The organism is Phaeobacter sp. CC-HEC084 (genome assembly GCF_059429255.1).
The window spans coordinates 50,950-76,833 of sequence record NZ_JCAIJQ010000002.1; the positions used below are offsets into that span (position 1 = coordinate 50,950).

The 25,884-nt window shown below is 62.5% G+C and carries 29 protein-coding genes; 20 read left to right on the plus strand and 9 right to left on the minus strand.

Annotated features, from left to right (window positions below; all coding sequences use genetic code 11):
• Window positions 1-24 precede the first annotated feature (24 nt).
• The gene (locus tag AC5SSZ_RS00630; RefSeq protein ID WP_495436156.1) at window positions 25-690 is read left to right on the plus strand and encodes an HAD family hydrolase; all 666 of its coding nucleotides are present in this window, start codon (window positions 25-27) and stop codon (window positions 688-690) included.
• Here AC5SSZ_RS00630 and map read toward each other — a convergent pair whose 3' ends face one another.
• Complete coding sequence (gene map, locus AC5SSZ_RS00635) at window positions 691-1,500, minus strand: type I methionyl aminopeptidase (protein WP_065271377.1); 810 nt, start codon at window positions 1,498-1,500, stop codon at window positions 691-693.
• Between the two features lie 213 nt (window positions 1,501-1,713).
• Between map and AC5SSZ_RS00640 the strand changes: the two genes are divergently transcribed.
• Complete coding sequence (locus AC5SSZ_RS00640) at window positions 1,714-2,085, plus strand: VOC family protein (protein ID WP_495436158.1); 372 nt, start codon at window positions 1,714-1,716, stop codon at window positions 2,083-2,085.
• Between the two features lie 20 nt (window positions 2,086-2,105).
• On the opposite strand, the gene sfsA is transcribed toward AC5SSZ_RS00640, so the two are convergent.
• Window positions 2,106-2,810, minus strand: coding sequence for a DNA/RNA nuclease SfsA (gene sfsA, locus AC5SSZ_RS00645; protein ID WP_495436160.1), 705 nt, complete (start codon window positions 2,808-2,810; stop codon window positions 2,106-2,108).
• A 49-nt stretch (window positions 2,811-2,859) separates the two neighbouring features.
• Here sfsA and AC5SSZ_RS00650 point away from each other — a divergent pair, with 49 nt between their 5' ends.
• From AC5SSZ_RS00650 to AC5SSZ_RS00675, 6 genes are all read left to right on the plus strand, one after another.
• Entirely contained in the window at window positions 2,860-3,582 is a 723-nt protein-coding gene (locus AC5SSZ_RS00650) for a competence/damage-inducible protein A (RefSeq protein ID WP_274832624.1), read from the plus strand.
• Window positions 3,579-4,295: a GNAT family N-acetyltransferase gene (locus AC5SSZ_RS00655; protein WP_495436163.1), complete on the plus strand. Its 717-nt coding sequence runs from the start codon at window positions 3,579-3,581 to the stop codon at window positions 4,293-4,295. The genes AC5SSZ_RS00650 and AC5SSZ_RS00655 overlap by 4 nt, the downstream gene beginning before the upstream one ends.
• Before the next feature lie 18 nt (window positions 4,296-4,313).
• A complete protein-coding gene (locus AC5SSZ_RS00660; protein WP_495436166.1) occupies window positions 4,314-4,886 on the plus strand; it encodes a peroxidase-related enzyme in 573 nt (190 codons plus the stop codon).
• Window positions 4,887-4,969: 83 nt separating this feature from the next.
• A complete protein-coding gene (locus AC5SSZ_RS00665) occupies window positions 4,970-5,869 on the plus strand; it encodes an OmpA family protein (protein WP_495436168.1) in 900 nt (299 codons plus the stop codon).
• A 219-nt stretch (window positions 5,870-6,088) separates the two neighbouring features.
• Complete coding sequence (locus tag AC5SSZ_RS00670) at window positions 6,089-7,480, plus strand: MATE family efflux transporter (RefSeq protein ID WP_495436170.1); 1,392 nt, start codon at window positions 6,089-6,091, stop codon at window positions 7,478-7,480.
• Window positions 7,477-7,905: a glyoxalase superfamily protein gene (locus AC5SSZ_RS00675; protein WP_274834931.1), complete on the plus strand. Its 429-nt coding sequence runs from the start codon at window positions 7,477-7,479 to the stop codon at window positions 7,903-7,905. The genes AC5SSZ_RS00670 and AC5SSZ_RS00675 overlap by 4 nt, the downstream gene beginning before the upstream one ends.
• 83 nt (window positions 7,906-7,988) lie before the next feature.
• Here AC5SSZ_RS00675 and AC5SSZ_RS00680 read toward each other — a convergent pair whose 3' ends face one another.
• Window positions 7,989-8,894, minus strand: coding sequence for a LysR family transcriptional regulator (locus tag AC5SSZ_RS00680; RefSeq protein WP_065271369.1), 906 nt, complete (start codon window positions 8,892-8,894; stop codon window positions 7,989-7,991).
• A 245-nt stretch (window positions 8,895-9,139) separates the two neighbouring features.
• Between AC5SSZ_RS00680 and AC5SSZ_RS00685 the strand changes: the two genes are divergently transcribed.
• Both AC5SSZ_RS00685 and AC5SSZ_RS00690 read left to right on the plus strand, forming a co-directional pair.
• Window positions 9,140-9,463 (plus strand): NIPSNAP family protein, encoded by a 324-nt coding sequence (locus AC5SSZ_RS00685; RefSeq protein WP_495436173.1) that lies wholly within the window; start codon window positions 9,140-9,142, stop codon window positions 9,461-9,463.
• Complete coding sequence (locus tag AC5SSZ_RS00690) at window positions 9,460-9,804, plus strand: antibiotic biosynthesis monooxygenase family protein (RefSeq protein ID WP_495436175.1); 345 nt, start codon at window positions 9,460-9,462, stop codon at window positions 9,802-9,804. The genes AC5SSZ_RS00685 and AC5SSZ_RS00690 overlap by 4 nt, the downstream gene beginning before the upstream one ends.
• Before the next feature lie 251 nt (window positions 9,805-10,055).
• Here AC5SSZ_RS00690 and AC5SSZ_RS00695 read toward each other — a convergent pair whose 3' ends face one another.
• Entirely contained in the window at window positions 10,056-12,083 is a 2,028-nt protein-coding gene (locus tag AC5SSZ_RS00695) for an FAD-dependent oxidoreductase (RefSeq protein ID WP_495436177.1), read from the minus strand.
• A gap of 133 nt (window positions 12,084-12,216) precedes the next feature.
• Between AC5SSZ_RS00695 and AC5SSZ_RS00700 the strand changes: the two genes are divergently transcribed.
• Window positions 12,217-12,699, plus strand: coding sequence for an RNA pyrophosphohydrolase (locus tag AC5SSZ_RS00700; protein ID WP_495436179.1), 483 nt, complete (start codon window positions 12,217-12,219; stop codon window positions 12,697-12,699).
• Between the two features lies 1 nt (window position 12,700).
• Window positions 12,701-13,222, plus strand: coding sequence for a hypothetical protein (locus tag AC5SSZ_RS00705; RefSeq protein WP_495436181.1), 522 nt, complete (start codon window positions 12,701-12,703; stop codon window positions 13,220-13,222).
• A gap of 9 nt (window positions 13,223-13,231) precedes the next feature.
• Here AC5SSZ_RS00705 and AC5SSZ_RS00710 read toward each other — a convergent pair whose 3' ends face one another.
• The gene (locus AC5SSZ_RS00710; RefSeq protein ID WP_495436183.1) at window positions 13,232-14,104 is read right to left on the minus strand and encodes an EamA family transporter; all 873 of its coding nucleotides are present in this window, start codon (window positions 14,102-14,104) and stop codon (window positions 13,232-13,234) included.
• 83 nt (window positions 14,105-14,187) lie between these two features.
• On the opposite strand from AC5SSZ_RS00710, the gene AC5SSZ_RS00715 reads away from it, so the two are divergent.
• Complete coding sequence (locus AC5SSZ_RS00715; RefSeq protein ID WP_495436185.1) at window positions 14,188-14,676, plus strand: MarR family winged helix-turn-helix transcriptional regulator; 489 nt, start codon at window positions 14,188-14,190, stop codon at window positions 14,674-14,676.
• A gap of 110 nt (window positions 14,677-14,786) precedes the next feature.
• Here the strand turns inward: AC5SSZ_RS00715 and AC5SSZ_RS00720 are convergent, their stop codons facing one another.
• Window positions 14,787-15,776 carry an adenosine kinase gene (locus AC5SSZ_RS00720; RefSeq protein ID WP_065271362.1) on the minus strand — a complete coding sequence of 330 codons (990 nt, stop codon included), beginning with the start codon at window positions 15,774-15,776 and terminating at the stop codon, window positions 14,787-14,789.
• Window positions 15,773-16,417 (minus strand): endonuclease III, encoded by a 645-nt coding sequence (gene nth / locus AC5SSZ_RS00725; RefSeq protein WP_495436188.1) that lies wholly within the window; start codon window positions 16,415-16,417, stop codon window positions 15,773-15,775. Before nth ends, AC5SSZ_RS00720 begins: the two co-directional genes overlap by 4 nt.
• Window positions 16,418-16,604: 187 nt before the next feature.
• Between nth and AC5SSZ_RS00730 the strand changes: the two genes are divergently transcribed.
• The 4 genes from AC5SSZ_RS00730 to AC5SSZ_RS00745 all read left to right on the plus strand — a co-directional run bounded on the left by AC5SSZ_RS00730 (window position 16,605) and on the right by AC5SSZ_RS00745 (window position 20,001).
• Window positions 16,605-17,510, plus strand: coding sequence for a methylated-DNA--[protein]-cysteine S-methyltransferase (locus tag AC5SSZ_RS00730; protein ID WP_495436190.1), 906 nt, complete (start codon window positions 16,605-16,607; stop codon window positions 17,508-17,510).
• Between the two features lie 138 nt (window positions 17,511-17,648).
• The gene (locus AC5SSZ_RS00735) at window positions 17,649-18,314 is read left to right on the plus strand and encodes a YiaD family glycine zipper/OmpA-like lipoprotein (protein WP_495436193.1); all 666 of its coding nucleotides are present in this window, start codon (window positions 17,649-17,651) and stop codon (window positions 18,312-18,314) included.
• Between the two features lie 200 nt (window positions 18,315-18,514).
• Window positions 18,515-19,057: an NADPH-dependent FMN reductase gene (locus tag AC5SSZ_RS00740; protein WP_368947892.1), complete on the plus strand. Its 543-nt coding sequence runs from the start codon at window positions 18,515-18,517 to the stop codon at window positions 19,055-19,057.
• An 86-nt stretch (window positions 19,058-19,143) separates the two neighbouring features.
• A complete protein-coding gene (locus AC5SSZ_RS00745) occupies window positions 19,144-20,001 on the plus strand; it encodes an HTD2 family dehydratase (RefSeq protein ID WP_495436196.1) in 858 nt (285 codons plus the stop codon).
• Window positions 20,002-20,233: 232 nt separating this feature from the next.
• Here the strand turns inward: AC5SSZ_RS00745 and AC5SSZ_RS00750 are convergent, their stop codons facing one another.
• Entirely contained in the window at window positions 20,234-21,298 is a 1,065-nt protein-coding gene (locus tag AC5SSZ_RS00750; protein WP_495436198.1) for an NAD(P)/FAD-dependent oxidoreductase, read from the minus strand.
• A 58-nt stretch (window positions 21,299-21,356) separates the two neighbouring features.
• On the opposite strand from AC5SSZ_RS00750, the gene mnmC2 reads away from it, so the two are divergent.
• A complete protein-coding gene (gene mnmC2, locus AC5SSZ_RS00755) occupies window positions 21,357-22,025 on the plus strand; it encodes a tRNA (5-methylaminomethyl-2-thiouridine)(34)-methyltransferase MnmC2 (protein ID WP_495436201.1) in 669 nt (222 codons plus the stop codon).
• Window positions 22,022-22,909, plus strand: coding sequence for a DMT family transporter (locus AC5SSZ_RS00760; protein ID WP_495436203.1), 888 nt, complete (start codon window positions 22,022-22,024; stop codon window positions 22,907-22,909). Before mnmC2 ends, AC5SSZ_RS00760 begins: the two co-directional genes overlap by 4 nt.
• Here AC5SSZ_RS00760 and AC5SSZ_RS00765 read toward each other — a convergent pair.
• Window positions 22,883-24,841: a lytic transglycosylase domain-containing protein gene (locus AC5SSZ_RS00765; protein WP_495436205.1), complete on the minus strand. Its 1,959-nt coding sequence runs from the start codon at window positions 24,839-24,841 to the stop codon at window positions 22,883-22,885. The two genes, AC5SSZ_RS00760 and AC5SSZ_RS00765, sit on opposite strands and share 27 nt — an antisense overlap.
• A 140-nt stretch (window positions 24,842-24,981) precedes the next feature.
• Between AC5SSZ_RS00765 and dapA the strand changes: the two genes are divergently transcribed.
• Window positions 24,982-25,854, plus strand: coding sequence for a 4-hydroxy-tetrahydrodipicolinate synthase (gene dapA, locus AC5SSZ_RS00770; protein ID WP_495436207.1), 873 nt, complete (start codon window positions 24,982-24,984; stop codon window positions 25,852-25,854).
• Window positions 25,855-25,884 lie beyond the last annotated feature (30 nt).

Sequence of the window (25,884 nt, forward strand, 5' to 3'; positions counted from 1 at the left end):
CAGGTTGCATTGAAGGAGCCTCAGATGCCCAAGACATTTCCCACGCCGCAATTGGTGATCTTTGACTGCGACGGGGTGCTGGTGGACAGCGAAACCGTGTCCAATCAGGCCATGGTGGACAATTTGGCGCGCCACGGCCTGTCGCTGACCCTGCCAGAGGCCATGGGGCATTTTGTCGGCGGCACCATGATGGGGGTGATGGACAAGGCGCGAAAGCTTGGCGCGGATCTGCCACAGGACTGGGTCGAGGAAATCTACGCCGAAACCTATGCGCGGCTGCGTGCAGGCGTTGGGCTGGTGCCGGGGCTCCTGGATCTATTGGCGCGGCTCGATCAGCATAGCATTCCCACTTGCGTTGCCTCCAACGGCAGCGAAGAGAAGATGCGCATCACGCTCGGACAGAACGGGCTGTGGGAGCGGTTCCATCCGCAAGCGATGTTCTCGGCCCATGCGCTGGGCGTTGCGAAACCGGAACCGGGGTTGTTTCTGGCCGCAGCCAGCCATTTCGGGGTAGAGGCGCGCTCCTGTCTGGTGATCGAGGACAGTGCGACCGGTGCGCAGGCCGCATCCCGGGCCGGGATGCGCTGCCTTGGCTTTGCGCCGCACGGGCAGGGCGCGGCGCTGGCTGATCAGGGTGCAGAGGTGTTTACCGGCATGCAGGAGGTGCCAGCCCTGATTGGGCTGACCTAATCAGCCGTAGGTCGGGTGGAACTTGCCCGCAGGCGACAGGGTGAAGATATCGAACCCATCCGCGGTAACCCCGATCGAATGTTCGAACTGTGCTGACAGCGATTTGTCGCGGGTGACGGCGGTCCATTCATCGGCGAGGATCTTGGTCTCGGCGCGGCCCAGGTTCACCATGGGTTCGATGGTGAAGAACATGCCTTCCTCTAGAACCGGACCGGTGCCGGGACGGCCATAGTGCAGCACGTTCGGCGGCGCGTGAAACACCTGTCCCAGACCGTGACCGCAGAAATCGCGCACCACGCTCATGCGCTGGGCTTCTACATAGGCCTGAATGGTGTGACCGATATCGCCAAAGGTGTTTCCGGGTTTCACCGCTTCGATCCCCTTCATCAGGGCGTCATGGGTGACCTGGATCAGCCGCTCGGCCTTGCGGGACAGCTTGCCTGCAACATACATGCGGCTGGTGTCGCCAAACCAGCCATCGACGATCACCGTTACATCGATGTTGAGGATATCGCCGTCCTTGAGCTTCTTGTCACCGGGAATGCCGTGGCAGACCACGTGGTTCACCGAAATGCAGCTGGCGTGCTGGTAGCCCTTGTAGCCGATGGTGGCGGATTTCGCGCCTGCATCCTCGACCATCTGGGTGATGATGCGGTCAATTTCGCCAGTGGTCTGGCCGGGAAAGACATGGGGGGCAATATCATCCAGAATGCGCGCGGCCAGAGCGCCTGCCGTGTGCATGCCCGCAAAATCGGCGGGTTCGTGAATGCGGATGCCGTCCTTGGTGGTGCGGCCGTCTTTCGATCTCATCGGGCGGAGCTCCCTCGGGTGTTGTTATCTTGCTATGTAAGCGGTCTTGGCCAAAAGGGCCAGAGGGGGCGGTGCAGTGACTACAAGGCCGCTGCATCCCCTGCATATCAGGCAGGCAGGGGCGGACCTGCAGGTGCCGGTTTCGTGATTTGAATACGCCACAGCTTTCCCCGAGCGTGCGACCGAATCTGAAATCAACGACAGGAAAACATCATGATCGGCTACGTCACGATTGGTGTCTCGGATATGGAGAACGCCAAAAATTTCTACACTGAACTCTTCGCGACTGAAGGCGCCCAGGTCCTGATGGACGCAGGCCGCATCGCCTTTATCGGCAAGGACCGTACGGCGCCGATGCTGGCCGTCTGCACCCCGCATAACGGCGATGTCTGCACCAGCGGCAACGGCGGCATGCTGGCCTTTCCGGCCGGGGATAAGGACAACGTGCAGGTGATGTATGACAAGGCGATCAGCCTTGGCGCCACCGACGAAGGCGAACCGGGCGAGCGTGTGCCGGATTTCTTCTATGGTGCCTATGTGCGCGATCCGGACGGCAACAAGCTCTGCTTTTACGTCATGGGCTGAGCACAGCCCTTTGCAATTTCTCAGGAGGGCAGCCTTTTGGCTGCCTCCACCCACACGCCATCGGGCGAAATCCGCGTGGTGCAGACCAGCCGTTCGACACCATTTGCCTGCGCGTCATCAAAGGCCGCGGCGTAGGCCGGGTCGATATCCGCCGCCAATTGGAAGTGGTCGCAATCGGTGCGCTGCACGAGGTAGAGCATCACCGCCCGGTGCCCTTCGGCCACCATATTGGCCAGCTCCCCCAGATGTTTGGTGCCTCGCGCGGTAACGCTGTCGGGGAACTCCGCCAGACCTGGCTGACGCGACAGCGTCACGCTTTTCACCTCGACATAGCAATCGGGCAGACCTGGCTGGCTCAGCAGGAAATCGATACGGCTCTTCTCGCCGTATTTCACCTCGGCCCGCACGGTTTCATAGGCGGCAAGCTCGGCAATCTCGCGGGCCTCCAGCGCGGCTTTCAATGCGCGGTTTGGAACCGAGGTATCGACGCCGGTGAAATGGCCGTTTTCGTGATCGACCAGGCGCCAGCCGTATTTCAGTTTCTTCTTCGGATCGTCGTTCGGCTCCAGCCAGATTTTCATCCCAGGTTCGGCCAGCCCCATCATCGATCCGGGGTTGGCGCAATGGGCAGTGATCTCGCGTCCATCCTCCAGCCGACAGTCGGCAAGGAAACGTTTGTAGCGGCGGATCAGCCGGGCGGGGATCAGAGGGGTTCCAAAGCGCATGTTCTTGGGCCTATACCTGCCTTAACACCGGATCAAGAGGAGAGGCGCCATGGGCAATCCAACCGCTGCAATGCTGGTTATCGGGGACGAAATCCTGTCGGGGCGCACGCGCGATTCGAACATGCATTTTCTGGCCGGAGAGTTGACCAAACACGGCATCGACCTGCGCGAAGTTCGCATGATCAGCGACGACGAGGTGGCGATTATCGCAGGTGTCACCGCGCTGTCAGAAACCCATGACCATGTCTTCACCAGCGGCGGTATCGGGCCAACCCATGATGACATCACCGCCGATTGCATCGCCAAGGCATTTGGCGCGCATCTGGATGTCCGGGATGACGCCCGCGCGATCCTGCAGGCCCATTACGACAAATCGGGAACCGAGCTGAACGAAGCACGCCTGCGCATGGCCCGCATTCCGGATGGCGCTGCGCTGATCGACAATCCGGTTTCGGCGGCGCCGGGCTTTACCCTCAAGAACGTGCATGTGATGGCCGGGGTGCCATCGGTGTTCGAGGCGATGGTGGCCAGCGTCCTGCCCACCCTGACCGGCGGCAGCCCGCTGTTGTCACAGACCCTGCGCGTGATGCGCGGCGAGGGCGAGATCGCAGGCAATCTTTCGGCACTGGCAGCGGATTTCTCTGATCTGTCGATCGGCTGCTACCCGTTTCAGAAGGACGGGGCTTTTGGGGCCAATGTGGTTGTGCGCGGCGCCGATGGCGCCCGCGTCGACGCGGCGGTCACGCGCCTTGCACGGGAGCTGGACCTGTGAGCACCGATCCCCTGTATTACGCTGTGGTTGATGGCACCTGGCCAGCGGCCTCAAAACGCGATCTTGGCCCAATCACCCTGCGCGAAGGGCAGGGTGGCGGTAGCCGGGTATCGGCGGCCACCACCAATGGTCCGGTCAATAAGGATCAGATTGCCGCTGCCGAAGAGGCCATGCGCGCCATGGGGCAGGAGCCCCTGTTCATGATCCGCGATGGCGATGATGTGCTGGATGCGCAGTTGGCGGCGCTGGAGTATGAGATCAAGGATCCGGTCAATATCTGGACCTGCCCACCGGCAAAGCTGACCGATGTGCCGATCCCGCGGGTCACCACCTTCTGCGTTTGGGAGCCGCTGGAAATCCAGCGTGAGATCTGGACCGCGGGTGGCATCGGGCCGGGGCGTATGGCGGTGATGGAGCGCGCACCGGGGCCGAAGACGGCGCTGCTTGGGCGGTTCAACGACAAACCCGCCGGGGCGGGGTTCGTGGCTATCCACGATGGGGTTGCCATGGTGCACGCGCTGGAAATCCTGCCGCATCAGCGGCGCAAGGGGATGGGCGCCTGGATGGTGCGGCAGGCGGCCTTTTGGGCGGCCGAACAGGGCGCGCGCGAGTTGGCGCTGGTCTGTACCAAGGCGAACGCCGGGGCGAATGGTCTTTATGCCTCACTTGGAATGACCTGCAGCGGGCAGTACCACTACAGGCACAAACCTTGAGGGAGGAGAAAGAAGACCATGACCGATCAGCAAAACCCAACAGCGCTTGACCTGCCGCAGGTGGATCCGCTGCCGCCTGCGACGCAGAAGTATTTCGATATCTGTCAGGACAAACTGGGCATGGTGCCCAATGTGCTGCGGGCGCATGCCTTTGACATCGACAAGCTGAACACATTCACCGCGCTTTATAACGATCTGATGCTGGGCGACAGCAACCTGAGCAAGCTGGAGCGGGAGATGATCGCGGTTGTGGTGTCTTCCTACAATCGCTGTTTCTACTGCCTTGCGGCACATGGCGCGGCGGTGCGTCAGTTGTCGGGTGATCCGAAGCTGGGCGAGATGCTGGTGATGAACTACCGGGTCGCGCCGCTGGCCGCGCGGCAGCGGGCGATGCTTGATTTTGCCCTGCAACTGACTCGCGCCAGCGCCGAGGTCGAAGAGGCAGACCGGCAGGCCCTGCGCGATGTTGGTTTCAGTGATCGTGACATCTGGGACATTGCCAATGTGGCGGCCTTCTTCAACATGACAAACCGGGTGGCCAGCGGCACCGCTATGGTCCCGAACGACGATTACCACGCCCAGTACCGGTGATTGGGCGGTTTTTCATATCATTGGCGGCGGCCCTGTTTGTCGGGGCCGCGCTTTTTGTCTCGGCACCTTTGGCCCGGGCTGAAATGTCCTTACCGGTCGGCGCCCAGGCGCTGGCGCTGCGGGAAACCCCACTGGGCACCTATGCCTTGCCAACCGGCCCTGTGGGCGCCGATGGGGTGCCGTCCCGCGCGATCGAAGGGCGGATTTTGCGCCGCACCTATCGGATCCGGGGCGAGGCGACTGTTTTGCAGGTTCTGGCGCCCTTGCGAGAGCAGTTGCTGGAGACAGGATACGAGCTGCTCTTTCAATGCGAGGCGCGCCAGTGCGGCGGCTTTGATTTCCGATTCGGTATCGAGGTGGTTCCGGCCCCGGATATGGCCGTCAGCATTGGCGATTATCACTTCCTGTCCGCCGTGAAGGGGGCGAGCGCCGTAACTCTGCTGGCCTCGCGCAGTGGCACCTCAGCCTATCTTCAGATCATCGAGGTCTCACCGCCCGAAGCCGCGGCGCTGGAACTGGCACCATCCATCCCGGCAGGGCAGGCCGAGACGGCAGAAGCTGTCGGAGCAGGCACCGAAAGCCTGCCAGATGGCAACCCAACCGATCTGGCGCAGGCATTGCTGGAGCAAGGCCGGGCGATCCTGCCGGGGCTTGATTTCGGGACCGGAGATGTGGCGCTGGGCCAGGAAAATTATGAAAGCCTGAAAGCACTTGCCGAATTCCTAGCCGAATTTCCAGACTATTCCGTGGTTGTGGTTGGTCACACCGATACGGTTGGCGGGTTGCAGGACAATACCGACCTGTCGCGGCGCCGGGCCGAGGCCGTGAAGACCCATCTTGTGGAGAAGTCCGGGGTGGATGAAACCCGGATTGAGGTGGCCGGTGTCGGCTATCTGGTGCCGGTCGCATCGAACCTCACGGCCGAAGGGCGGGAGGCAAACCGCCGGGTCGAGGCGGTGTTGCTGCCACGGCAAAAACCCTGAGGCAGGGCCATCACTGGCCGCCGGAAAAGGGCTTGACCGGCGCAAAAGCCTGCTCTACCCCAAGAGCAGGCCGCAGACGCCCGCCCCCCGCAGACGTGTACTCGTCGAGGTGAAGTTCTGCTTATTGCTATCGTTTCTGTCACCTTCTCCGCGTCTCGCGCGGGTGGTAACGCGGGTCCCATCCATTGAGCGAGATCGACGCATGAGGGCTTCAGAGCGATGCAAGATCCGACTCCCAATACATTTCTGACCGGGCGATTGCCGGTCATTTTCGCGAAAACCGCGATACCCATCATATTCGTCATGAGCATGAACGGCCTTCTGACGGTCGCCGATGCCCTGTTTCTGGGGCATTTCGTCGGCCCGCAGGCGCTAGCGGCGGTCACCGTGGTGTTTCCGTTTTACATGCTGATCGTGGCCTGCGCCACGCTGGTCTCTGTCGGCATGTCGAGCCTTCTGGCCCGCCACCTTGGCGGCTCCCGCTTTGATGAGGCCGAGCGTATCTATGCCGCTGCGCATTGGCTGGCCCTAGTCGTGGGGGGCATACTGATCCTGCTTTACCTTGGCTTGGGTGGGCAGTTGATCTGGCTGGTCACCGGCGGCGACAGCGCGCTTGCCGAATTGTCGGCCAGCTATCTTGGCATCCTGATCTTTGCCACGCCGCTGACCTTTGTGCTGGCGGTCAATTCTGACGCCCTGCGCAACGAGGGGCATGTGGGCATGATGGCCGCGATGAGCCTGTTGGTGTCGATAGGCAATATCGGTTTCAACTACCTGATGATCGCGGTGCTGGATCTTGGCGTTGCCGGTTCGGCCTATGGCACGATCGAGGCGCAGCTTTTGGCGCTGGGCGTGATCCTTGCCTATCGTCACAGCCGTGGCACCCTGCTGCATCCGGTTATGGTGCTGCGCAACGTGATCCTACAGGGCAGCGGGCGCATTCTGGCGCTGGGCGCTCCGCAAAGCCTTGGCTTTATTGGTATTGCGCTTGGCTCCTCGGCGATCCTGACGGCTTTGCAGATGGTGGGCAGTCCGGACTACGAGGTTACGGTCACAGCCTATGGAATCGTGACGCGGGTCGTCACCTTTGCCTTCCTGCCGCTCTTAGGGGTGTCGCAAGCGATGCAGACGATCACTGGCAACAACTTTGGCGCGGGGCTGTGGCAGCGCAGTGATAACAGTCTGCAGATCGCCGTTCTGGTGGCACTGGGGTTCTGCCTGTCTGTGCAGGCGGTGTTCAGCCTGTTGGCATCTCAGATCGCAGCGGCCTTTGTGACCGACCCTGCCGTGGTCGCAAAGGTGGCCGTTATCATGCCGGTAATGCTGGCCTTGTTTGTCCTGTCGGGACCTCTGATGATGCTGGCGGCCCATTTCCAGGCCATCGGTGACGCGCGACGCGCCGCGGTGCTGAGCCTGTCAAAGCCCTTTGCCTTTGCCATTCCGCTGACCTTTGCCTTGCCGCTGTGGTTTGGTGAAATGGCGATTTGGTGGGCGGGGCCAGCGGCTGAGGTTCTGCTGCTGCTGTTGGCGGTCTGGGTTCTGTGGACTCGGGCGCGTCGCACCCGGCTCAGCTGGGGCGTATTCACGACAACCGAGGAGGCGCGGTCATGAGCGCAACACTTCCGACACTGGTTGAGGCCAAAGCACAGGCCAAACGTCTGCGCACGGGGCTGGAGGCTGAAGGGCGCGAGATCAGCCACAGTCAGAGCCTTGAGCTGGTGGCACGTCAGCATGGGTTTCGCGACTGGAATACCTTTCACGCCGCGATGGGCAACCGGCCGCCAGAGGGATTTACCCCCGGCGGGCGGATTGAGGGGACCTATCTGTCGCAGCCCTTTGCGGCGACGGTGCTGGCCGTTGAGATGCTGCGGCCCGGTTGGTTCCGGCTAGAACTGGATCTCGACGAGGCAGTCGACGTGGTCACATTCGACAGTTTCTCGAACTTCCGCAAACGGATCCGGGGCACGGTCGGTCCCTCGGGCACCTCGCGGGAGCGGACCTCGGACGGGACGCCGCATCTGGTGATCGAGATCTGAAATCTTGTTCCCAAGACAAAAAAGCCCCCCGCAGTGTGCGGGGGGCAGTTTCACGAGGGAGGGTCGTGTGTTTCAGGGGCCAGTCACCACTTCACCGGGTCGCGGTCGGCAAAGGCATGGACAAGGAAATCAATGAAGGCGCGCACCTTGGGCTGGGTGAATTTCCCAGGCGGGTAGACGGCATAGATGCCCAGAGTCTCGACCGGCAGGTTGGGCATCACGTCTTCGATCAACCCCTCTGACATGGCTTCCGAGTAGAGGTAGCTAGGCAGGTAGGCGATGCCGAGGCCGGAGATGGCCGCATTCAGAAGCGATTGTCCGTCGTTCACCGACAGCCAGCCGGTCGTGCGAACCTGACGTTTCTCGCCAGAGGGGGCGGTGATCTTCCAGACATTGCCACTCGACTGGTTGGAATAATGCAGCAACTTGTGGGTGTTCAGATCGTCGATCTTTTGCGGCCGCCCGTATTGCTCCAGATAGGCGGGCGAGGCGATCATACGTTTGGTGGTTTCGGTCAGCTTGCGGGCTCTGAGAGAGCTGTCTTCCAGCTCGCCGATCCGTAGCGCCATATCAAAACCTTCCGAGATCAGTTCGACATAGCGGTTGTTCAGCACCATGTTGACGGTGATCTCGGGGAAATCGCGCAGGAATTCGGACAGGACCGGCGACAGGTGATTGACGCCGAAATCGGTGGCAACCGAGATCCGCAGCAGGCCCGAGGGCGCGGATTGCATCGAGGTCACCAGCGCATCGGCTTCGCCTGCGTCATTCAGGACGCGCCGCGCCCGGTCGTAATAGGCCAGCCCGATTTCGGTCGGCGATACCCGCCGGGTTGTGCGGTTCAGAAGACGTGCGCCAAGCCTGGCTTCGAGGCTGGAGACGTGTTTGGAGACAGCGGATTTGGAGATCCCCATCTTGCGCGCCGCATCGGTGAACCCGCCCTGGTCCACAACATTTGCGAAGGCCTCCATTTCGGTCAGTCGATCCATCGTTGCCCGTCCTCGTCCTGTTGTCTGACCTCAGGTTTTGACGGGCAATTCGGGCAAGAACGGGGCGAGCTTGGGATAATTGCGGGGTTTTTACTGCATCGTTTACGCTTGCGAAACGAAATCCTGAGGCGCGGGAGGGGCCGGGGACTGGGCAAAAGGCGATGCTTCGCTCCGCACCGAAGCCTTTGTCGGGCAGGGGGCGGTAAATCCCTGCCATCCAATCACGATCTCAAGAGGAGTTTCCCATGCTGACCTGCGTCATCCGTTATCACATCGATCCCACCCAGCACGATAACTTTGCGCAATACGCTCGCAATTGGGGGCAGGCGATCCCGCGCTGTGGGGCTGACCTTATCGGATATTTCGCGCCGCACGAAGGGTCGTCAACGCTGGCCTACGGGATCTATAACGTGGACAGTCTTGCCGCCTATGAAGACTACCGCACCCGTCTGGCAGAGGATCCTCTGGGGCGGGAGAACTACGCATTTGCCCAGCGGGAGAAATTCCTTGTCCGCGAGGACAGGACGTGGCTCAAACGGGTTTCTGAACCACATGGAGACAGCGCATGATCGCGGTAATTTTCGAAGTCACACCGGCAGCGGGTAAGAAGGAGCCTTATCTGCAGGTTGCAGCCCGGATGCGGGATCTGCTGGAGGATATGGAAGGGTTCATCTCGGTCGAACGGTTTCAGAGCCTGACAAACCCCGAAAAGCTGCTGTCGCTGTCCTTCTGGGAGAATGAAGAGGCGGTGGCGCGCTGGCGCGCACTGTCTGAACATCGGGGCGCACAGAAACAGGGGCGCGACAATCTCTTTGCCGGGTATCGCCTGCGCGTGGCCGGGGTGATCCGGGACTATGGTATGGAAGAGCGCGATCAGGCGCCTGAAGACAGCCTCGAGGTGCACGGCTGAACAGGCCGTAGAATGCGCCTGTAGGACAGGATTTCCGATCCGCTTGAGGCTTGGGACAGGCGAGCCATCATAGCAACGAGAGGCGCGTTTCTCCCGCCTGTCGCGTGGCCTTTTGAAAAAGACCAGCTCCCGTTGGGCGTGGCACCGCGCATCGCGCGGTGCCACGCCCAAGGCCGCCAACGGGGGCGGTGCAATCGGGCTGCCTGCGGGCGCGGGAGAGCGCCGCTGCTGATCGTGGCCTGCCGGACCCGTCAGAGGGTGGCGGCGAGGCGGGTGCCTTGGTTGATCGCCCGTTTGGCATCGAGTTCCGCTGCAACATCGGCGCCACCGATCACATGGGCGGTGATGCCTTTCGCCGCCAGCGCATCGGCCAGTGTGCTTTCCGAAAGCTGACCCGCGCAAAGCACGATGGTGTCGGCCGGGATCACGGTCGGGTTTTCCCGTGCCTCGCCAAAGCTGACGTGCAGGCCCGCATCGTCGATCCGCTCGTAATTCACGCCGCCGACGAATTCGACCTCCTTCATCTTCAGTGCGGCGCGGTGGATCCAGCCGGTTGTCTTGCCGAGCCTTTTGCCATGACGCTCGGCCTTGCGCTGCAGCAAGGTAACATGGCGGGCTGGGGCCTCGGGCTGCGGCCCTTCGGGGGCAAGGCCGGAGCGGTGCTCGGCCGGATCGGTGACGCCCCATTCCTTCATCCACAGCGGCAGATCTGTGGTCGGGCTGGTACCTTCGTGCAGCAGGTATTCGGAGACATCAAAACCAATCCCGCCTGCACCGATCACAGCGACGCGCGCACCCACCGGGGCCTTGTCACGCAGCACATCTATATAGCTCAGCACGTTGTCGCGGTCCTGCCCGGGTATACCCGGATCGCGCGGGATGACGCCGGTTGCGATCACCACCTCGTCAAACTCGGTCAGATCCTCGGCTTGGGCCTCGCGGCCCAGTTCCAGCGTGATGTCCGCATCGGCCACCATGCTGCGGTACCAGTCTACCAGCCCCCAGAATTCTTCCTTACCGGGCACCTGCTTGGCCATGTTGAGCTGGCCGCCGATCTCATTCGCCTTGTCAAACAGCGTTACCTTGTGTCCGCGCTCAGCAGCGGTGAGGGCGGTCGAGAGGCCCGCAGGACCAGCGCCAACGATGGCGATAGTCTTGGGGGTGGCGGCCTTTTCTATCACCAGCTCGGTCTCGTGGCAGGCCTGTGGGTTCACTAGGCAGGACGTGAGCTTGCCGCCAAAAGTATGGTCAAGGCAGGCCTGATTGCAGGCGATGCAGGGCGCGATATGGCTGGCCTGTCCGGCCTCGGCCTTGGACACGAAATGCGCATCCGCAAGCAGTGGGCGGGCCATCGACACCATGTCGGCGCAGCCGGTTTCCAAGACGTCCTCGGCCACCTCGGGCGTGTTGATCCGGTTCGAGGTGACGACGGGGATGGAAACCTTGCCCATCAGTTTCTTGGTGACCCAGGCAAAGGCCGCGCGCGGCACCGATGTGGCGATGGTTGGGATGCGCGCCTCGTGCCAGCCGATGCCAGTGTTGATGATCGTAGCGCCTGCCTGCTCAATCTCCTGCGCCAGCTGCACCACTTCATCATGGGTCGAGCCATCGGGCACCAGATCGATCATCGACAGGCGGTAGATGATGATGAAATCACTGCCGACCGCCGCCCGGGTGCGGCGCACCACCTCGATCGGCAGGCGCATGCGGTTTTCATAAGATCCGCCCCAGCGGTCGGTGCGCTTGTTGGTATGGGTGACCAGGAACTGGTTCAGGAAATACCCTTCGGAGCCCATGATCTCGACCCCGTCATAGCCTGCTTCTTTTGCCAGCCGGGCTGCGTTCACGATGTCGGCGATCTGTTTTTCGATCCCGTCTTCGTCCAGTTCGTTGGGCGGGAAAGGAGAGATGGGAGATTTAATGGCGCTGGGCGCCACGCATTTCGGACCATAGGCATAGCGGCCTGCGTGCAGGATCTGCATGGCGATCTTGCCGCCTGCCGTGTGCACGCGGTCCGTGACGATGCTGTGGTTCTTCACGTCCTCTTCGGTGGTCATCATCGCGGCCCCGGGCAGGACCGAGCCTTCGAGGTTGGGACCGATGCCGCCGGTCACCATCAGGGCGACGCCGCCCCTTGCGCGTTCGGCGTAGAATTCCGCCACCCGGTTCCAGTCGCGGGTCTCCTCAAGGCCCGTATGCATGGACCCCATCAGCACGCGGTTTTTCAGCGTGGTAAAGCCAAGATCCAGCGGCGCCAGAAGGTTTGGGTACGCAGTCATGACACTCTCCCTATCATTTGCCAGGCAGGATCGCGCCACGGCGGGCGTTTGTCACCTGTCAACGCGGCGTCACCCCCTTGCGTGCCCCGGCGGCAGCAGGTCTAATCGCCGGGAACAGACCCAGGGAATGCCTATGACACCGGAAGACATCGCCAAGCTGCCCTATCGCCGCAACGTCGGCGTGATGATGATAAACGCCGACGGGGCGGTCTTTGTCGGACAGCGCGCGGACCGCTACAAGGATGCCTGGCAGATGCCGCAGGGCGGGATCGACGAGGGTGAGGACCCGCGCACCGCGGCCCTGCGGGAGCTGGAGGAAGAAACCGGCGTTCTGCCCTCTCTGGTCGAGATCATCGCCGAATCGGAAGGCTGGCTACCCTATGATCTGCCACATGACGTGGTGCCCAGCTTCTGGGGTGGGCGTTATCGCGGGCAAGAGCAGAAATGGTACCTGATGCGGTTTCTGGGCAGCGACGATCAGGTCAGAATCGACACCGAACATCCGGAATTTTCCGCCTGGTGCTGGCAGCCGGTAGAGCATCTGGTGGAGAAGATCGTCCCCTTCAAGCGCGAGGTCTATGCGCGGGTGGTCGAGGAATTCGAAAGGTACTTATAGAATGGTACGACTTCCCAAGTTGGTTCGCCGGGCGGCGTCGTTGTTTGTATCCTGTGTGGCGCTCGGCGCTGCCACCTCTGCTTCCGCGCTCAGCTGTGTGCCCTGGGGCGTTCCGGACGCCTATCTTGCGGCGGCGAATTCCAACCGCTCCTACGCAATCCTGCAGGGGCGCCTGTCTTTTGATGAACGTCGCCTGCCACGACCGTCTGCCGGAAACCCTAATGCGGCCCCGCCGGTCACCCAGTTTCGCGGAAGTTTCAACGGGGACCTTCTGGGGGCACGGGCTTTCGATCGAGCCGTGCGCGCCGATGTGGTGATCGAGGTGCAATGCATGGGGCCGTGGTGCGGCAAGGCCAAATCCGGTGTCGAGTATCTGATTTTTGCCGAACAGCGGGGCAGGGACCTGATCGTCCGTTTCGATCCCTGCGGCAGCTTTGCCTTTGGCGGCGATGTGCACAGCTTTCGCAAGCAGGTGCTGGACTGCCACCGCGGCAAGGCCTGTGTGCCTCTGGCGCCGCAGTAGCAGACGGGGTCACTCCGCAGGCGCGGGGCGCGGGCGTGCCGGTTTGGTTGCAGCCTGACCCAGCCAGACGCTGAACAGGGCGAAGATGGCGCCGGTCAGCTGGTAGATGCTGAGGGTTTCCTGCATCCAGAGCCAGCCCAGGATGACAGCCGTCAGCGGGCTGAGTACCCCCAGAAGCGATACGGCTGAGGGTTCGATGCGCGACAAGCCCCGGAACCACAGAATATAGGTTAGCGCGCCGCCGATCAGGCTCATATAGGCGAGGCCCAGGATGTTCTCTGCGGTGAAAACCGGCATCTCGGGTACTGCCCAAAGCGTGACGGGCATCAGCAGGATCCCCCCGGCGGTCAGCTGCCAGGCGGTGAAGGTGAGGGGCGGCACCGGCGGCTGCCATTTGCGGGTCAGCACGACACCTGCCGCCATCGACAGGGCGCCAGCAAGGCCTGCGATGACCCCGATCATGTCCAGCTGTGCCGCCGGGGTCAGCACCAGCAGCGCAACCCCCGCGATGCTGAGCGCCGCCGCCACGAGTGAGGCAGGTCTGATCGGCGCGCTCAGAACCATGGCCGACAGAAAGACCACGACCAGCGGCTGTATCGCGCCAAGGGTCGCGGCCACCCCGCCGGGCAGGCGGTAGGCGGACAGGAACAGGAAGCTCCAGAACAGTGAGAAATTCAGAGCGCCAAGCACCATGAGCTTTGGCACCCAGTTGAGCGGCGGCAGCCTGCGCACGAAGAGGAGCAGCAACAGCCCCGCAGGCAGGGCGCGCAGCAAGGCCACCATGAAGGGTGAATGCCCGGGCAAGAGGTTGGTCGTCACGATATAGCTGCTGCCCCAAATGGCAGGGGCCAGCGCGGTCAGAAAGAGGTCGCGGGACAGCATGGGGTCTTCTCCAAAATTATCTCGACATCGAAGTAACAATATTTAATCTTGACGTCAAGATGTCTCTCCGCAAAACAGGAAAGATGGATCATGTGGATTTTGTCACCCAGCAATGGGAACGGGAGCGGCCGGACCTTGATGTGTCCGCCATGGGAATAATCGGCCGGGTGGGACGCCTTTATTTGGCCTATCAGGCAGAGATGCAGAAGACGTTTCAACGTTTTGGTCTCAACGCCGCCAAATTCGACGTGCTGGCGACGCTGCGCCGGGCGGGCGCGCCACATGAATTGTCTCCGGGGGATCTCTTGAAGGCGACGATGGTGGCTTCGGGCACGATGACCAACCGGATTGACCGGCTGGAGGCAGACGGGCTGGTGCGCCGCAAGGTGAACCCGGCGGACAGCCGTAGTTTCCTGATTGCCTTAACCGAAAAGGGCGGCGCGCTGATCGACGAGGCCCTGGAGGCGCATGTGGCCACCCAGTCGGGGCTACTTAAAGGTTTTAAGGCAGAGGAACTGGACCAGTTCAAAGGCTTGCTGTCCAAGGCATTGATCTCGGCCGGAAGCGATTGAGGCCCTGCGCGGGCTAATGCCCTTGCGTCCTACGCCCGACGAAAGGGAGTGCCCCTTGGGGCATATTCGATGGGCGGGAGTTTTCCCGCCCACGGATTTGGCTCTGTGACTTAGAGCAGCCCTTCGGCCTGCAGCACCGCGCGCATGTCCTTTTCGGGACGCGGGCCGATATGGCTGATCACCTCGGCGGCGCAGATGTTGCCGATCTTGGCGCAGGTCTCCAGATCGCGGCCCGTTGCCAGACCGAAGAGGAACCCGGCCGCGAACTGATCGCCAGCACCGGTGGCATCAACGGGCACGACCTTGGTGACCGGAACATCGATGCGGGTCTCGCCCGCAATCACCGAAACCCCGTCGCCGGAGCGGGTGCAGACCACCAACGGACAGATTGCGGCGGTCTTGGCCAGGGCCTCCTCCAGATCTTCGGTTTCAAACAGCGAGCGGATTTCGGCTTCGTTGCCGATCACGAATTCCAGTTCATTCTCGATCAGCGACAGGAAATCGGCGCGGTGGCGTTCGACGCAGAAGGGGTCTGAGATGGCGATGCCGGGCTTGCCGCCGCCTTTGCGGCAATCGCGCGCAGCTTCCATGAAGGCGGTCTTGCCCTTGTCCTTGTCAAAGAGATAGCCCTCAAGGAACATGATCTGGGTCTGACCGGCCACCTCGTTCGGCACATCTGCAGAGCTGAGTTCGGAGGAGATGCCAAGATAGGTGTTCATCGATCGCTCACCGTCCGGGGAGACAAAGATCATCGAGCGCGATGTCGGCAGCTCGCCACCCGGGACCGGCGGGTTGACGAAATCGACGCCATCTTCGTTCATCGCATCGGCGTAGAACCGGCCCAGAGCATCGTCATGCACGCGCCCGATAAAGGCCGCATCGATGCCAAGCGCACCTGCACCGGCAATGGTATTGGCGACCGAGCCACCGGGGGTTTGCACGCGGCCTTCCATCGCACCATAAAGCACTTCGCCGCGATCCCGTTCGATCAGCTGCATGATGCCTTTCTCGATCCCCATGTGATCGAGAAAGCTGTCATCGCATTGGCTGATCACATCGACGACGGCATTGCCGATGCCGACAATCTGGTAGGTCTTCATAGATTCTTGTCCTCATATTGGCACAGGTCGCGGATGATGCAGGTGCCGCACATCGGCTTGCGTGCCTTGCAGTGATAGCGGCCGTGCAGGATCAGCCAGTGATGGGCATGCTGCTGGAAATCGACCGAAATATTGTCCTCGATGGCGCGTTCAACCGCGTCCACATCCTTGCCCGGGCAGATGCCCGAGCGGTTGCCGACCCGAAAGATATGCGTATCCACCGCTTGTGCCGGGTAATGCCACCACATGTTCAGAACTACATTGGCGGTCTTGCGGCCAACACCGGGTAGGGATTGCAATGCGGCGCGGGAATTGGGCACCTCGCCGCCGTAGTCGTCGACCAGAATGCGGGCCATCTTGATGACGTTCTTGGCCTTGTTGCGGTAAAGACCGATCGTCTTGATATGTTCGATCAGCCCCTCTTCGCCGAGGTCGAGCATCTTTTGCGGCGTGTCGGCGATTTTGAACAGCTCGCGCGTTGCCTTGTTGACGCCTGCATCCGTCGCCTGCGCCGACAGGGCGACGGCCACCACCAGCGTATAGGCGTTGACGTGATCCAATTCGCCCTTGGGTTCCGGCTCGGCGGCCTGAAAACGCGAAAAGATTTCGCGCAGTGTATGATAGTCGAGTTGCTTGGCCATGCTGCTCCTTTTGCCGGTCTGCGGCGAAGGGCGCAAATGAAAAAACTCCAATGGTTTCATCGTGCCGCAGGCGCTGTTGTGCTTGCAACAGATCGCTCGGGCCCCCGCAATGCGCAAATTCCGGGTCGCCGGTCGCCGGTGTCCGCTCTACTGTGTTGCTGGACCCTTTGCAGGAGAACAGGGAAAGATGCGCGAAGCGGGTGAACAGAGCTATCACTACGGCGTCATAGGCCGGGCCATCGAGCTGATCGACGCAGGCGGAGAGGATCTTGGCCTTGCGGAGCTGGCCGCCCATATGAACATGAGCCCGGCGCATTTCCAGCGGGTGTTTTCGGCCTGGGTTGGTGTCTCGCCCAAACGCTATCAGCAGTATCTGCGGCTGGGCCACGCCAAGAGCCTGCTGCAAGAGCGGTTTTCAACCCTTGAAACGGCCCACGCGGTGGGGCTGTCCGGATCCGGTCGGCTGCACGATCTGTTTCTGCGCTGGGAGGCGATGAGCCCCGGCGAATACGCCCGCAAGGGCGCGGGGCTGACAATCCGTTGGGGTTGGTTCGACAGTCCATTCGGTTTGGCGCTTGTCATGGGCACCGAGAAGGGGATCTGCGGCCTCGCCTTTGCGGCCGAAACCGGGGCTGAGCCGACCCTGGCCGATATGCGCGCGCGCTGGCCAAATGCCGATTATGTCGAAGACCCGATGATGCTGCGCCCCTTGGCCGAGGCGATCTTTGCCCAAAAAGGCGAGGCTGCGCTGCACATGATGGGCGCGCCGCTGCAGATCAAGGTCTGGGAGGCGCTACTGCGGATCCCGCCGGGCCATGTCACCACATACTCCGAACTCGCCCGTGCCATTGATAACCCACGCGCGGTGCGGGCCGTGGGGACGGCTGTGGGCAAGAACCCTATGAGCTGGCTCATTCCCTGCCACCGGGTCCTGCGCAAGGGCGGCGATATCGGCGGCTATCACTGGGGAGTGCCGGTCAAACGCGCGATGCTGGCTTTTGAGGCCGCGCGCGATGACAGCGCGTCGGAGAAAGAAGCGGACTTTCCAGCTGTGACAGGCGAAGCCGAAGAAACTGGGCGGCAAACCGCCTAGGTTTTGCACTCCGCGCTTGAGCAGCAGCGCCGCAGCGATGATATAATCAAATAAAATCAGCGGTGCGTGAGACCTCGCCGGGCAAGGACGAGCCAAGCCCGGACAGAGGCGCGCGAAACAGGCAAGAAGGTTGGCAAAATGACGATTTTGAAATTCTCGACGGTTGCGGCAGTGACGGTTGCGCTGGGCCTTGGCGCCTGCACCGATCCGGCGCTGCTGAACAGCGATGGTACGCCCAGCAAGGAAAAGCAGGGCCTGATTGCAGGCGGCATTCTGGGTGCGGGTATCGGTGCCCTCTCGAATTCCAGCAACAAGACGGGCGCCGTTCTGGGCGGCGCCGCGGTCGGGGCGATTGCGGGCGGGCTGATCGGCAGCCAACTGGACAAGCAGGAGGCCGAGTTGCGTCAGTCGATTTCCAACGACGGCATCTCGATCATTAACACCGGCGACAGGCTGGTGGTATCGCTGCCCAATGATCTGACCTTTGCCACCGACAGTTCCGCAATCAGCCCGTCGGTTCGTTCTGACCTGTTGAAAGTGGCGGACAGTCTGGTGCGCTATCCCAACAGCACCGTGCAGGTTATCGGCCATACCGACAGTGACGGGGATGCGGCCTATAATCAGGGCCTGTCCGAGCGTCGCGCCAATGCCGTGGCCGATCAGATCCAGGCTGGCGGTGTGCCCTACAACCGGATCCGCACCATCGGGCGCGGCGAAGAGCAGCCCGTGGCCAGCAATCTGACCGAAGCTGGCAAGGCGCAGAACCGGCGGGTGGAAATCGTCGTCATCCCCACCGGCGGCTGAACCTGGCAGGCCGGGTGATCTGCGCCAGGACGCGCGCAGACTGTGCATTTCCGCGCCCCCGGGCGCGGGCTTTGCCAGTTGATGCACAACACTTGCGCGGTCATTCGGGTATGAGGCATCCCGGTCTTTGCTTAAGCTATTGGTAAGTCAGGCCCATGACAGGGCCTTGCGTGTCAATGTGTTAGTCAAGGAATGTTCTGATGTCCGATCCGCTACTTCTCACTCTTTCTGGATCCCTGCGTGGGGCTGCAACCAATCGCATGCTGCTGAAGGAGGCGGTGCGTCTGTTCGGTGCCTGCTCCCACGTGGAGGGCGACCTGAACCTGCCGCTGTACGATGGCGATGACGAAGATCGCGATGGTGTGCCTGCCGGGGTGCAGCTCTTGGCTGATCAGATCGCTGCGGCGGATGCGGTGTTGATCTCGACCCCGGAGTATAACAAAGGCCCCTCTGGGGTTCTGAAGAACGCGCTGGATTGGGTCAGCCGTACCAAGGGCAAGCCCTGGGCGGGTAAACCCGTGGCAGTCATGTCGGCGGCGGGTGGCCGCTCGGGTGGTGAGCGGGCGCAGATGGTGCTGCGCGGTTTCATGGTGCCGTTTCAGCCGCGCCTTGTGTCCGGGCCCGAGGTGCATCTGGCCAATTCGTCGAAGGAGTTCGACGAAAGCGGCCAGCTGACAAGCGAGATCTACCGGGGCACGCTGGAAACGCTGATGCAGAACCTGCGCCGCGAAATCGAGCGCTGATCAAACCGTAAAGGGCTGGGGCGCGCCAGTGTTCCTCCCGGCCTTCGGCGGCTTGTCCTTTCCGAAGACGTGGCTAAGGTCACGGGATGAGCGAATTCAGTCCCACAAATCCCGCCCCCCGTACCGAACCTGGCCCCGATACCAGCTCTGAGATCCGGCAAACCGATGTCATGGACCCGGCCCGCGCCGCAGCCTTTCAGGTGGCGCTGGGGCAGGAAGCGGACATCACCGAGGGCAGCGTTCTGCCGCCGTTCTTTCATCAGCTGTACTTCTGGACCCCGCAGCCGCCCGAGGCACTGGGCCGCGATGGTCATCCGCGGCTCGGCGGCACAGGCGGGCTGATCCCGGATCTGGGCCTGCCGCGGCGCATGTGGGCTGGCGGGCAGCTGCAGTTCGACGCGCCCCTGCGGGCGGGCAGTCCGGCAGAAAAACGCTCGGTTCTGGAAAAGGCCGAACATAAAAACGGGCGCAGCGGGCCGTTGGCATTCGTGACCCTGCGCCATGAGATCTGGCAGGAGGGACAACTGTGCCTCACCGAATGGCAGGATCTTGTCTATCGCGAGGATCCGGACCCACAGGCGCCAAAACCGGTGCCGCCCGAGGCGCGGACGGATGAGCGTGATGCGCGGGAGGCGGCGTTTTCATCGACGCTGCTGTTCCGCTATTCGGCGCTGACCTTCAACGGGCACCGGATCCACTATGATCTCGACTATGCGCGCGATGTCGAAGGCTATGACGGTCTGGTGGTGCATGGTCCGCTTTTGGCGCAACACCTGATGTTGCTGGCCGAGGAGGTGGGGGGTGCCTTGCGCCGCTTTGCCTTTCGCGCTTCCTCGCCATTGATGCATTTTGAAACGGCTACGTTCTGTTGCAACGGCGCGGATCTGTGGGTCAGAGGCCCGGATGGGCGCCAATGCATGAGCGCCACGGCAGAGTTCGCATGAGGGAGAGGCTCCCGCCTGCCGGGCCATATTCTGCGAATAGGGCGCTGCCAGTTGGGCCCGGCGCCGCTGCGCGGCGAAAAAAAACTGCTGAGAAGCTTTTTGAGGGGCAGATCTGCCCTCAAAAGCGCCTGTTCCAGTCTGGGATGTTCCGCTCCGCCTCAAGGGCAAGGCGCGCGATGCGCGCAGGCTGCGCCTCCCTTGACCCGGAGCGAAACTGCTGGGGATGACGGCATCAGAGGTTGTCTTCGACGCGGAAGCCTGCAGGGATGGCATCGATCTGGTCCAGCAGCAGATCGGCCATGATTTCGGCGACCTTGGGGGCCATGCCGAAGCCGATCTTGAAGCCTCCGTTGGCGATGAAATGCCGGCTGCGGCCCGGCCAGGGGCCAAGCATTGGCGCCCGGGATCTTGCGCGCGGGCGCACCCCGGCCCAGCGTTCGATGAGCTCGGCGCCTTGGAGAATGGGAACGGCGGCGCGGGCGCGTGCAAGGATGTCGTCGAGCTGAGCGTCCGTCTCTGTGCCGTTTTCGAACTCCCGCTCGCTGGTGGAGCCGATGGCCACTGTGCCATCCGCATGCGGGATGATGTGCAGGCTGTCGGCGTACAGCTGGGGAACCTCTCCGGCATCATGGCGCAGCAGGGCGGCCTGTCCTTTGACGCCGTTGCCGATGGTTTTCCCCACGGTTTTGCCAAGCGTTTGGTTCAGGTCCAGTAGCCCTGCATGGCCGGTGGCGTGAACAACCTGACCCTGATCGGTGCCGTCTTCGCCTACAGTCACACCCTGTGCCTTCAGCGCGGCGACGAGTGCGGCGCAGGCTCGGCGCGGATGCATGCGGGCGCTGAGCGTGTCGTGAATCACAAGGCCGGTGGCACTGGGTGGGGCCCACCCCCCAAACTCCTCTGCCGCGCAAATGCGCCATTCGGCCTGTTGCCCGGCATCGGTGCGCCAAAGCTGGGCAGCGGTGCTTTCGCGCTGGCGGGCCAAATCCAGCACTCGATCGTCATTGATGGGCTGCAGACGGCCGGTGCGGCCATAGCCGGGGGAGACGCCGCCCGCATGTTCCACATCGCGCCAGAAATCTTGTGCCATCAAAAGACTTTCGAACTGGAATTGTTTCTTGGCATTCCAGTTTTCCGGCACATGCGGGGCGAGGGCACCGACAAGGCCGCCGCTGGAACCGGCGCCGGGGCCGAAGGGGTCGATCACCTGAACCTTTGCGCCGCGCCGGGCGCAGATCCAGGCGATCGAAAGACCAAAAATGCCCGCGCCGCGCACCGTGATATCTGCCATTGCCATTCGCCCGCCCTTTCGCCAGTGTCGCGCCGTTCCGTGACATCACTTAGGGGAAAACAGCATGGCAGACCAGCAGGCCCGGCTCAGTTGGCGTGATGGCACCATTCCGGTGTCCGATCAGTTCGATGACCCCTATTTTTCGATCCACGACGGGCTAGCCGAGACCGGCCATGTGTTTCTGGCCGGAAATGATCTGCCTGCGCGGTTCCGCCCCGGTTTCCATATTGCGGAGCTGGGGTTCGGCACCGGTCTGAACCTGCTCGCCGCCTGGAAGCTGTGGGAGGACAGCGGGCAGGTGGGCGCATTGCAATTCACCAGTTTCGAGGCCTTCCCAATGGTGCCTGCCGATATGGCCCGGGCGCTGGAGGCCTTTCCTGCGGTCGCGCCCTGGGCCGAAAGGTTCTTCGCGGTCTGGACGGGGCAGGGCAGCTGCGATCTGGGCACGCTTTGCTTCGAGATGATCACCGGCGACGCGCGCCTGTCGCTGCCAGAGTGGACGGGGCGTGCTGATGCCTGGTTTCTGGACGGGTTTTCCCCGGCCAAGAACCCGGAACTGTGGGGTGAGGATTTGATGGCCGAGGTGGCCCGGCACACCGCCGCGGGCGGCAGCGCCGCGACCTATACGGCGGCGGGCTTCGTGCGCCGGGGCCTGGAGGCGGCGGGCTTTGCTGTCACACGTATACCTGGCTATGGACGCAAACGACATATGACAAAGGCGGAGCTGGCATGAGCAGCGTAGAAGTCCACGAGGCAGGCAATAACACGCGGCTGGGCGTGATGCTGATGATTGGCGCCACCATCGTGTTTGCGCTTCAGGACGGGATCTCGCGACATCTGGCGGGGGAATACAACGTCTACATGGTGGTGATGATCCGCTATTGGTTCCTGTCTCTGTTTGTCGTCTCCATCGCTTTGCGGCAGCCGGGCGGTCTGAAAAAGGTGGCGCGGACCCGGCAGATCTGGCTACAGATCTTTCGCGGCTTTGTCTGCGCGGCGGAAATCTGCGTCATGGTTCTGGCCTTTACCCTCTTGGGGCTGGTGGAAAGCCACGCGGTCTTTGTTTCTTACCCGCTGATGATCGCGGCTTTGTCCGGGCCGATCCTGGGGGAGAAGGTCGGGATCTGGCGGTGGAGCGCCATTCTGATCGGTTTCCTTGGGGTGTTGATCATTCTGGAGCCGGGCATCGGCGTGTTCCAACCTGCTGCGCTGGTGCCGCTCTTGGCAGCGCTGATGTTCGCTCTTTATGGGCTTCTGACGCGCTATGCCGCGCGCAAGGACAATTCGGCCACCAGTTTCTTTTACGTGGGCGTTGTCGGCGTTGTCTTTATGACGCCGATCGGCCTGTGGAACTGGGAGGCGATGAGCACGCCGGACTGGGGTTGGATGGGGCTATTGTGCCTGACCGGCGCTCTGGGGCACTACCTGCTGATCCGTTGCTATGAGGCGGCAGAGGCAAGCGCGGTTCAGCCCTTTGCCTATCTGCAACTGCCCTGGGCAGCTATGCTGGGGCTTGTGATCTTTTCGGAAACCATCCGGTTCAACGTGGCGCTGGGCGCCGGGATCGTGGTGGCGGCGGGGCTGTTCACCCTATGGCGCGAACGCCGACAGCGTTGATCCGGTCAACTCCCGCGAAAACGGCACCGGCAGCGGCGTCTGCCCCAGCCGTGCGCGATAGACCGGCAGGCTTTCGGTGACGCGCATCACGTAGTTGCGGGTCTCGTTGAAGGGGATGTGCTCGATCCAGTCGATGATGTTCGGGGTGCCGTCGCGGGGGTCGCCATAGCGTTCCATCCAGGCCGCAGGGCGATGCGGGCCTGCGTTATAGCCAGCTGCCATCATCACCACGTTGCCACCGAACTCTTCGGCGAGACGGGCAAGATACTGCGCGCCAAGGGTTGCGTTATAGTCCCATTCAGCGGTCAGGCGGGCAGTCTCGTGCTCGGACAGGATGCCCAGTTCATTAGCGACCAGTTTTGCTGTGGCGGGCATCACTTGCATCAGCCCGCGTGCGCCCGCGTGGCTGATCACGCCGGGGTCGAATTCGCTTTCGCGCCGGGCGATGGCCAGGGTCATCTCGGGCGCCATCGGCAGGTCCTTTTTCGCCACCGGGTGCAGCGGGTAATAGGCGCCTTTCAGCTCGATCCCGGATTGTGCCGCGCGTTTGCCGATCATCACTGCCAGGTGTGGCCGGTCCATTTCCACCGCCATCTGACCCAGCTGAAAGGCCTGCTCGGACGGCAGGCTTTCGGTCAGATGGGTGAGGAACCGTTCGGCCAGCACATCCTCTCCGGCGCGCAGCAGCAGCAGGCCCGCTTCGGTGACCGAGGAATTGAGGTAGGGGGCACTGCGCCAGTCCGGCAGCGCAGGCGGATTGGCAAGATCCGGATCGAAGGGGCGGCCAAGCGCCTCGGCGGCGAGGATCCCATAAAAGGAGGTTTGATAGGCGGCAGCCCGGGAGTAGGCATCATGCGCCTTGTTCACTTCTCCCATCTCGGCATAGGCACGGCCCAACCAGTAGCCGCCGCGCCCGACCGAGATCGGGGTTTCGACCGAGGCGAGGAAGCGTTCGAAGTGCTTTGCGGCCAGACCGGGATCGTTCAGCTTGCGCAGGGCGATATAGCCGGCCAGCCATTCGCAGTCAGAATAGCCATAGCCCGCCTCAGGGGTGGAAAAATGATGCGCGGACAGTTGGTAGGCGCGTTCGTGGTTGCCGTCCCGCATGTCCTGCCGGGCCAGATCGCGGCGGCGGCGCAGCCATTTTTCCGGCGCTCCCAGTTTGTCGGCGCTGGTGCTGCGATCCATCAGCATCTGGATGGCGTCCTCGCGGCGTCCTTTTTTGTCGCGCCAGTCGAACCGGTCGTAGGCCAGACCGGCATCATCCTGCAAATCCGCTGGGATCGCCGCGATCTTGGCATCGACGCCCGGGGTGCGCTGCTGCAGGGCCAGACGGGCCTCGGCCAGCTTGCGCGGACCGTCCGGCACCAGGTCCAGCATGCGTGGCGCACTGACGTGGTGGCGGTCCCACAAGAGCCGGTTCAGCCGCGCCGCATGATGCGGTTTCAGCAGGGCGCTGAAATCGGCGAGATAGGCGTCCTGTAACTCGGACGTCATCGGCATGGTGCGCCAGGCCATGACGATTTCGGCCTCACCATCGCCCCGGCGCCCCGCTGCGATCAGCGCGCGGCCGAGGCTCAGCGCGCCTTCGGCTGTCTGGGGTCGGTTGCCGGAGTAGAATGACAGAATGGTCTTGCGGTCGGCCGTGGCCAGTGCCGCTTCGCTTTTTTCCCGCAGATAGGGCAGGCCGGGCCAGTCGGGGCGACGCGCCAAAAAGGCCATGACATCGCGCGCCGAGCCTTCGCCCGCGCGCAGACGGTGCCATTCGATCACGTCGCGGGCGACGGTGGCTTCGGGGCCTGCCATCTCTCCGGCGGCGTCCCATTGCTGCCCCCGGACCAGCTCCAGAGCGTCAGCAAGCCTGTCTGCCCGGGCAATCTGCGGAGTAAGCAGGGGCAGGAGCAGCAGAATGAAGGCCAGAATGCGTGTCATGTCTTGCATTTTCTCGTGAACCGGGGATAGAGGCTGTGACGATAATCCGTGACGCGCCGGTATCAACTCAAAACCCGGTCAAGTCCACTATTCCGGCGGCGCTTTGCCTGCCGACCATTCGCAACTAAGGGAGCGTGCCCATGTTCAAAGGCTCTATGCCAGCCCTCGTCACCCCGTTTCGCAACGGCGAGCTGGATCTGGATACGCTCAAACACTTGGTAGAATGGCATATCGAGCAGGGCTCGACCGGTATTGTGCCCGTTGGCACCACTGGCGAAAGCCCGACGCTGAGCCATGAAGAGCACGAGACCGTGATCGCCGAGGTGGTCAAGGCGACGGCAGGCCGGGTGCCGGTCATCGCGGGCGCTGGCTCCAACAATACCGTCGAAGCGATTCGTTTTGTCGAGTTTGCGGCGCGTATCGGTGCAGATGCGGCGCTGGTGGTGACGCCCTATTACAATAAGCCGACCCAGCGCGGCATGGTGGCGCATTTTGAGGTCCTGCACGACTGCGCCGATATTCCGATCGTGATCTACAACATTCCGGGCCGCTCGGTCGTCGACATGACACCGGCCACCATGGGGGAACTGGCCAAGCTGCCGCGTATCGTTGGCGTCAAGGACGCCACCGGCGATCTGGCCCGCGTCAGCCAGCAGCGCGGTTCGTGTGGTCCCGACTTCATCCAGCTGTCGGGCGAGGATGCAACCGCGCTTGGCTTCAATGCCCATGGCGGCGTTGGCTGCATCTCGGTCACCGCAAACGTGGCGCCGAAACTCTGCGCTGAGTTCCAGGCCGCGACCCTTGCGGGCGACTACAAGACCGCGCTGGACTATCAGGACCGCCTGATGCCCCTGCACGAGGCGATCTTTATCGAGCCAGGCCTTGTGGGCGCGAAATATGGCCTGTCCAAGCTGGGCCTGTGCAGCGAAGAGGTCCGCTGCCCGCTGACCACGCTGGAGGACAGCACCAAGGCAGCGATCGACGCGGCCATGAAGCACGCGGGCTTGCTGTAAGGCCAACCGGTTTTCCGATTTTAAAAGGCG

Excerpts from the sequence above, each read along its gene's own strand:
- AC5SSZ_RS00630 (WP_495436156.1), top strand. The coding sequence starts at position 25 with ATGCCCAAGACATTTCCCACGCCGCAATTGGTGATCTTTGACTGCGAC.
- map (WP_065271377.1), bottom strand. The coding sequence starts at position 1,500 with ATGAGATCGAAAGACGGCCGCACCACCAAGGACGGCATCCGCATTCAC.
- AC5SSZ_RS00640 (WP_495436158.1), top strand. The coding sequence starts at position 1,714 with ATGATCGGCTACGTCACGATTGGTGTCTCGGATATGGAGAACGCCAAA.
- sfsA (WP_495436160.1), bottom strand. The coding sequence starts at position 2,810 with ATGCGCTTTGGAACCCCTCTGATCCCCGCCCGGCTGATCCGCCGCTAC.
- AC5SSZ_RS00650 (WP_274832624.1), top strand. The coding sequence starts at position 2,860 with ATGGGCAATCCAACCGCTGCAATGCTGGTTATCGGGGACGAAATCCTG.
- AC5SSZ_RS00660 (WP_495436166.1), top strand. The coding sequence starts at position 4,314 with ATGACCGATCAGCAAAACCCAACAGCGCTTGACCTGCCGCAGGTGGAT.
- AC5SSZ_RS00665 (WP_495436168.1), top strand. The coding sequence starts at position 4,970 with ATGTCCTTACCGGTCGGCGCCCAGGCGCTGGCGCTGCGGGAAACCCCA.
- AC5SSZ_RS00670 (WP_495436170.1), top strand. The coding sequence starts at position 6,089 with ATGCAAGATCCGACTCCCAATACATTTCTGACCGGGCGATTGCCGGTC.
- AC5SSZ_RS00675 (WP_274834931.1), top strand. The coding sequence starts at position 7,477 with ATGAGCGCAACACTTCCGACACTGGTTGAGGCCAAAGCACAGGCCAAA.
- AC5SSZ_RS00680 (WP_065271369.1), bottom strand. The coding sequence starts at position 8,894 with ATGGATCGACTGACCGAAATGGAGGCCTTCGCAAATGTTGTGGACCAG.
- AC5SSZ_RS00685 (WP_495436173.1), top strand. The coding sequence starts at position 9,140 with ATGCTGACCTGCGTCATCCGTTATCACATCGATCCCACCCAGCACGAT.
- AC5SSZ_RS00690 (WP_495436175.1), top strand. The coding sequence starts at position 9,460 with ATGATCGCGGTAATTTTCGAAGTCACACCGGCAGCGGGTAAGAAGGAG.
- AC5SSZ_RS00695 (WP_495436177.1), bottom strand. The coding sequence starts at position 12,083 with ATGACTGCGTACCCAAACCTTCTGGCGCCGCTGGATCTTGGCTTTACC.
- AC5SSZ_RS00700 (WP_495436179.1), top strand. The coding sequence starts at position 12,217 with ATGACACCGGAAGACATCGCCAAGCTGCCCTATCGCCGCAACGTCGGC.
- AC5SSZ_RS00705 (WP_495436181.1), top strand. The coding sequence starts at position 12,701 with ATGGTACGACTTCCCAAGTTGGTTCGCCGGGCGGCGTCGTTGTTTGTA.
- AC5SSZ_RS00710 (WP_495436183.1), bottom strand. The coding sequence starts at position 14,104 with ATGCTGTCCCGCGACCTCTTTCTGACCGCGCTGGCCCCTGCCATTTGG.
- AC5SSZ_RS00715 (WP_495436185.1), top strand. The coding sequence starts at position 14,188 with ATGGATCATGTGGATTTTGTCACCCAGCAATGGGAACGGGAGCGGCCG.
- AC5SSZ_RS00720 (WP_065271362.1), bottom strand. The coding sequence starts at position 15,776 with ATGAAGACCTACCAGATTGTCGGCATCGGCAATGCCGTCGTCGATGTG.
- nth (WP_495436188.1), bottom strand. The coding sequence starts at position 16,417 with ATGGCCAAGCAACTCGACTATCATACACTGCGCGAAATCTTTTCGCGT.
- AC5SSZ_RS00730 (WP_495436190.1), top strand. The coding sequence starts at position 16,605 with ATGCGCGAAGCGGGTGAACAGAGCTATCACTACGGCGTCATAGGCCGG.
- AC5SSZ_RS00735 (WP_495436193.1), top strand. The coding sequence starts at position 17,649 with ATGACGATTTTGAAATTCTCGACGGTTGCGGCAGTGACGGTTGCGCTG.
- AC5SSZ_RS00740 (WP_368947892.1), top strand. The coding sequence starts at position 18,515 with ATGTCCGATCCGCTACTTCTCACTCTTTCTGGATCCCTGCGTGGGGCT.
- AC5SSZ_RS00745 (WP_495436196.1), top strand. The coding sequence starts at position 19,144 with ATGAGCGAATTCAGTCCCACAAATCCCGCCCCCCGTACCGAACCTGGC.
- AC5SSZ_RS00750 (WP_495436198.1), bottom strand. The coding sequence starts at position 21,298 with ATGGCAATGGCAGATATCACGGTGCGCGGCGCGGGCATTTTTGGTCTT.
- mnmC2 (WP_495436201.1), top strand. The coding sequence starts at position 21,357 with ATGGCAGACCAGCAGGCCCGGCTCAGTTGGCGTGATGGCACCATTCCG.
- AC5SSZ_RS00760 (WP_495436203.1), top strand. The coding sequence starts at position 22,022 with ATGAGCAGCGTAGAAGTCCACGAGGCAGGCAATAACACGCGGCTGGGC.
- AC5SSZ_RS00765 (WP_495436205.1), bottom strand. The coding sequence starts at position 24,841 with ATGACACGCATTCTGGCCTTCATTCTGCTGCTCCTGCCCCTGCTTACT.
- dapA (WP_495436207.1), top strand. The coding sequence starts at position 24,982 with ATGTTCAAAGGCTCTATGCCAGCCCTCGTCACCCCGTTTCGCAACGGC.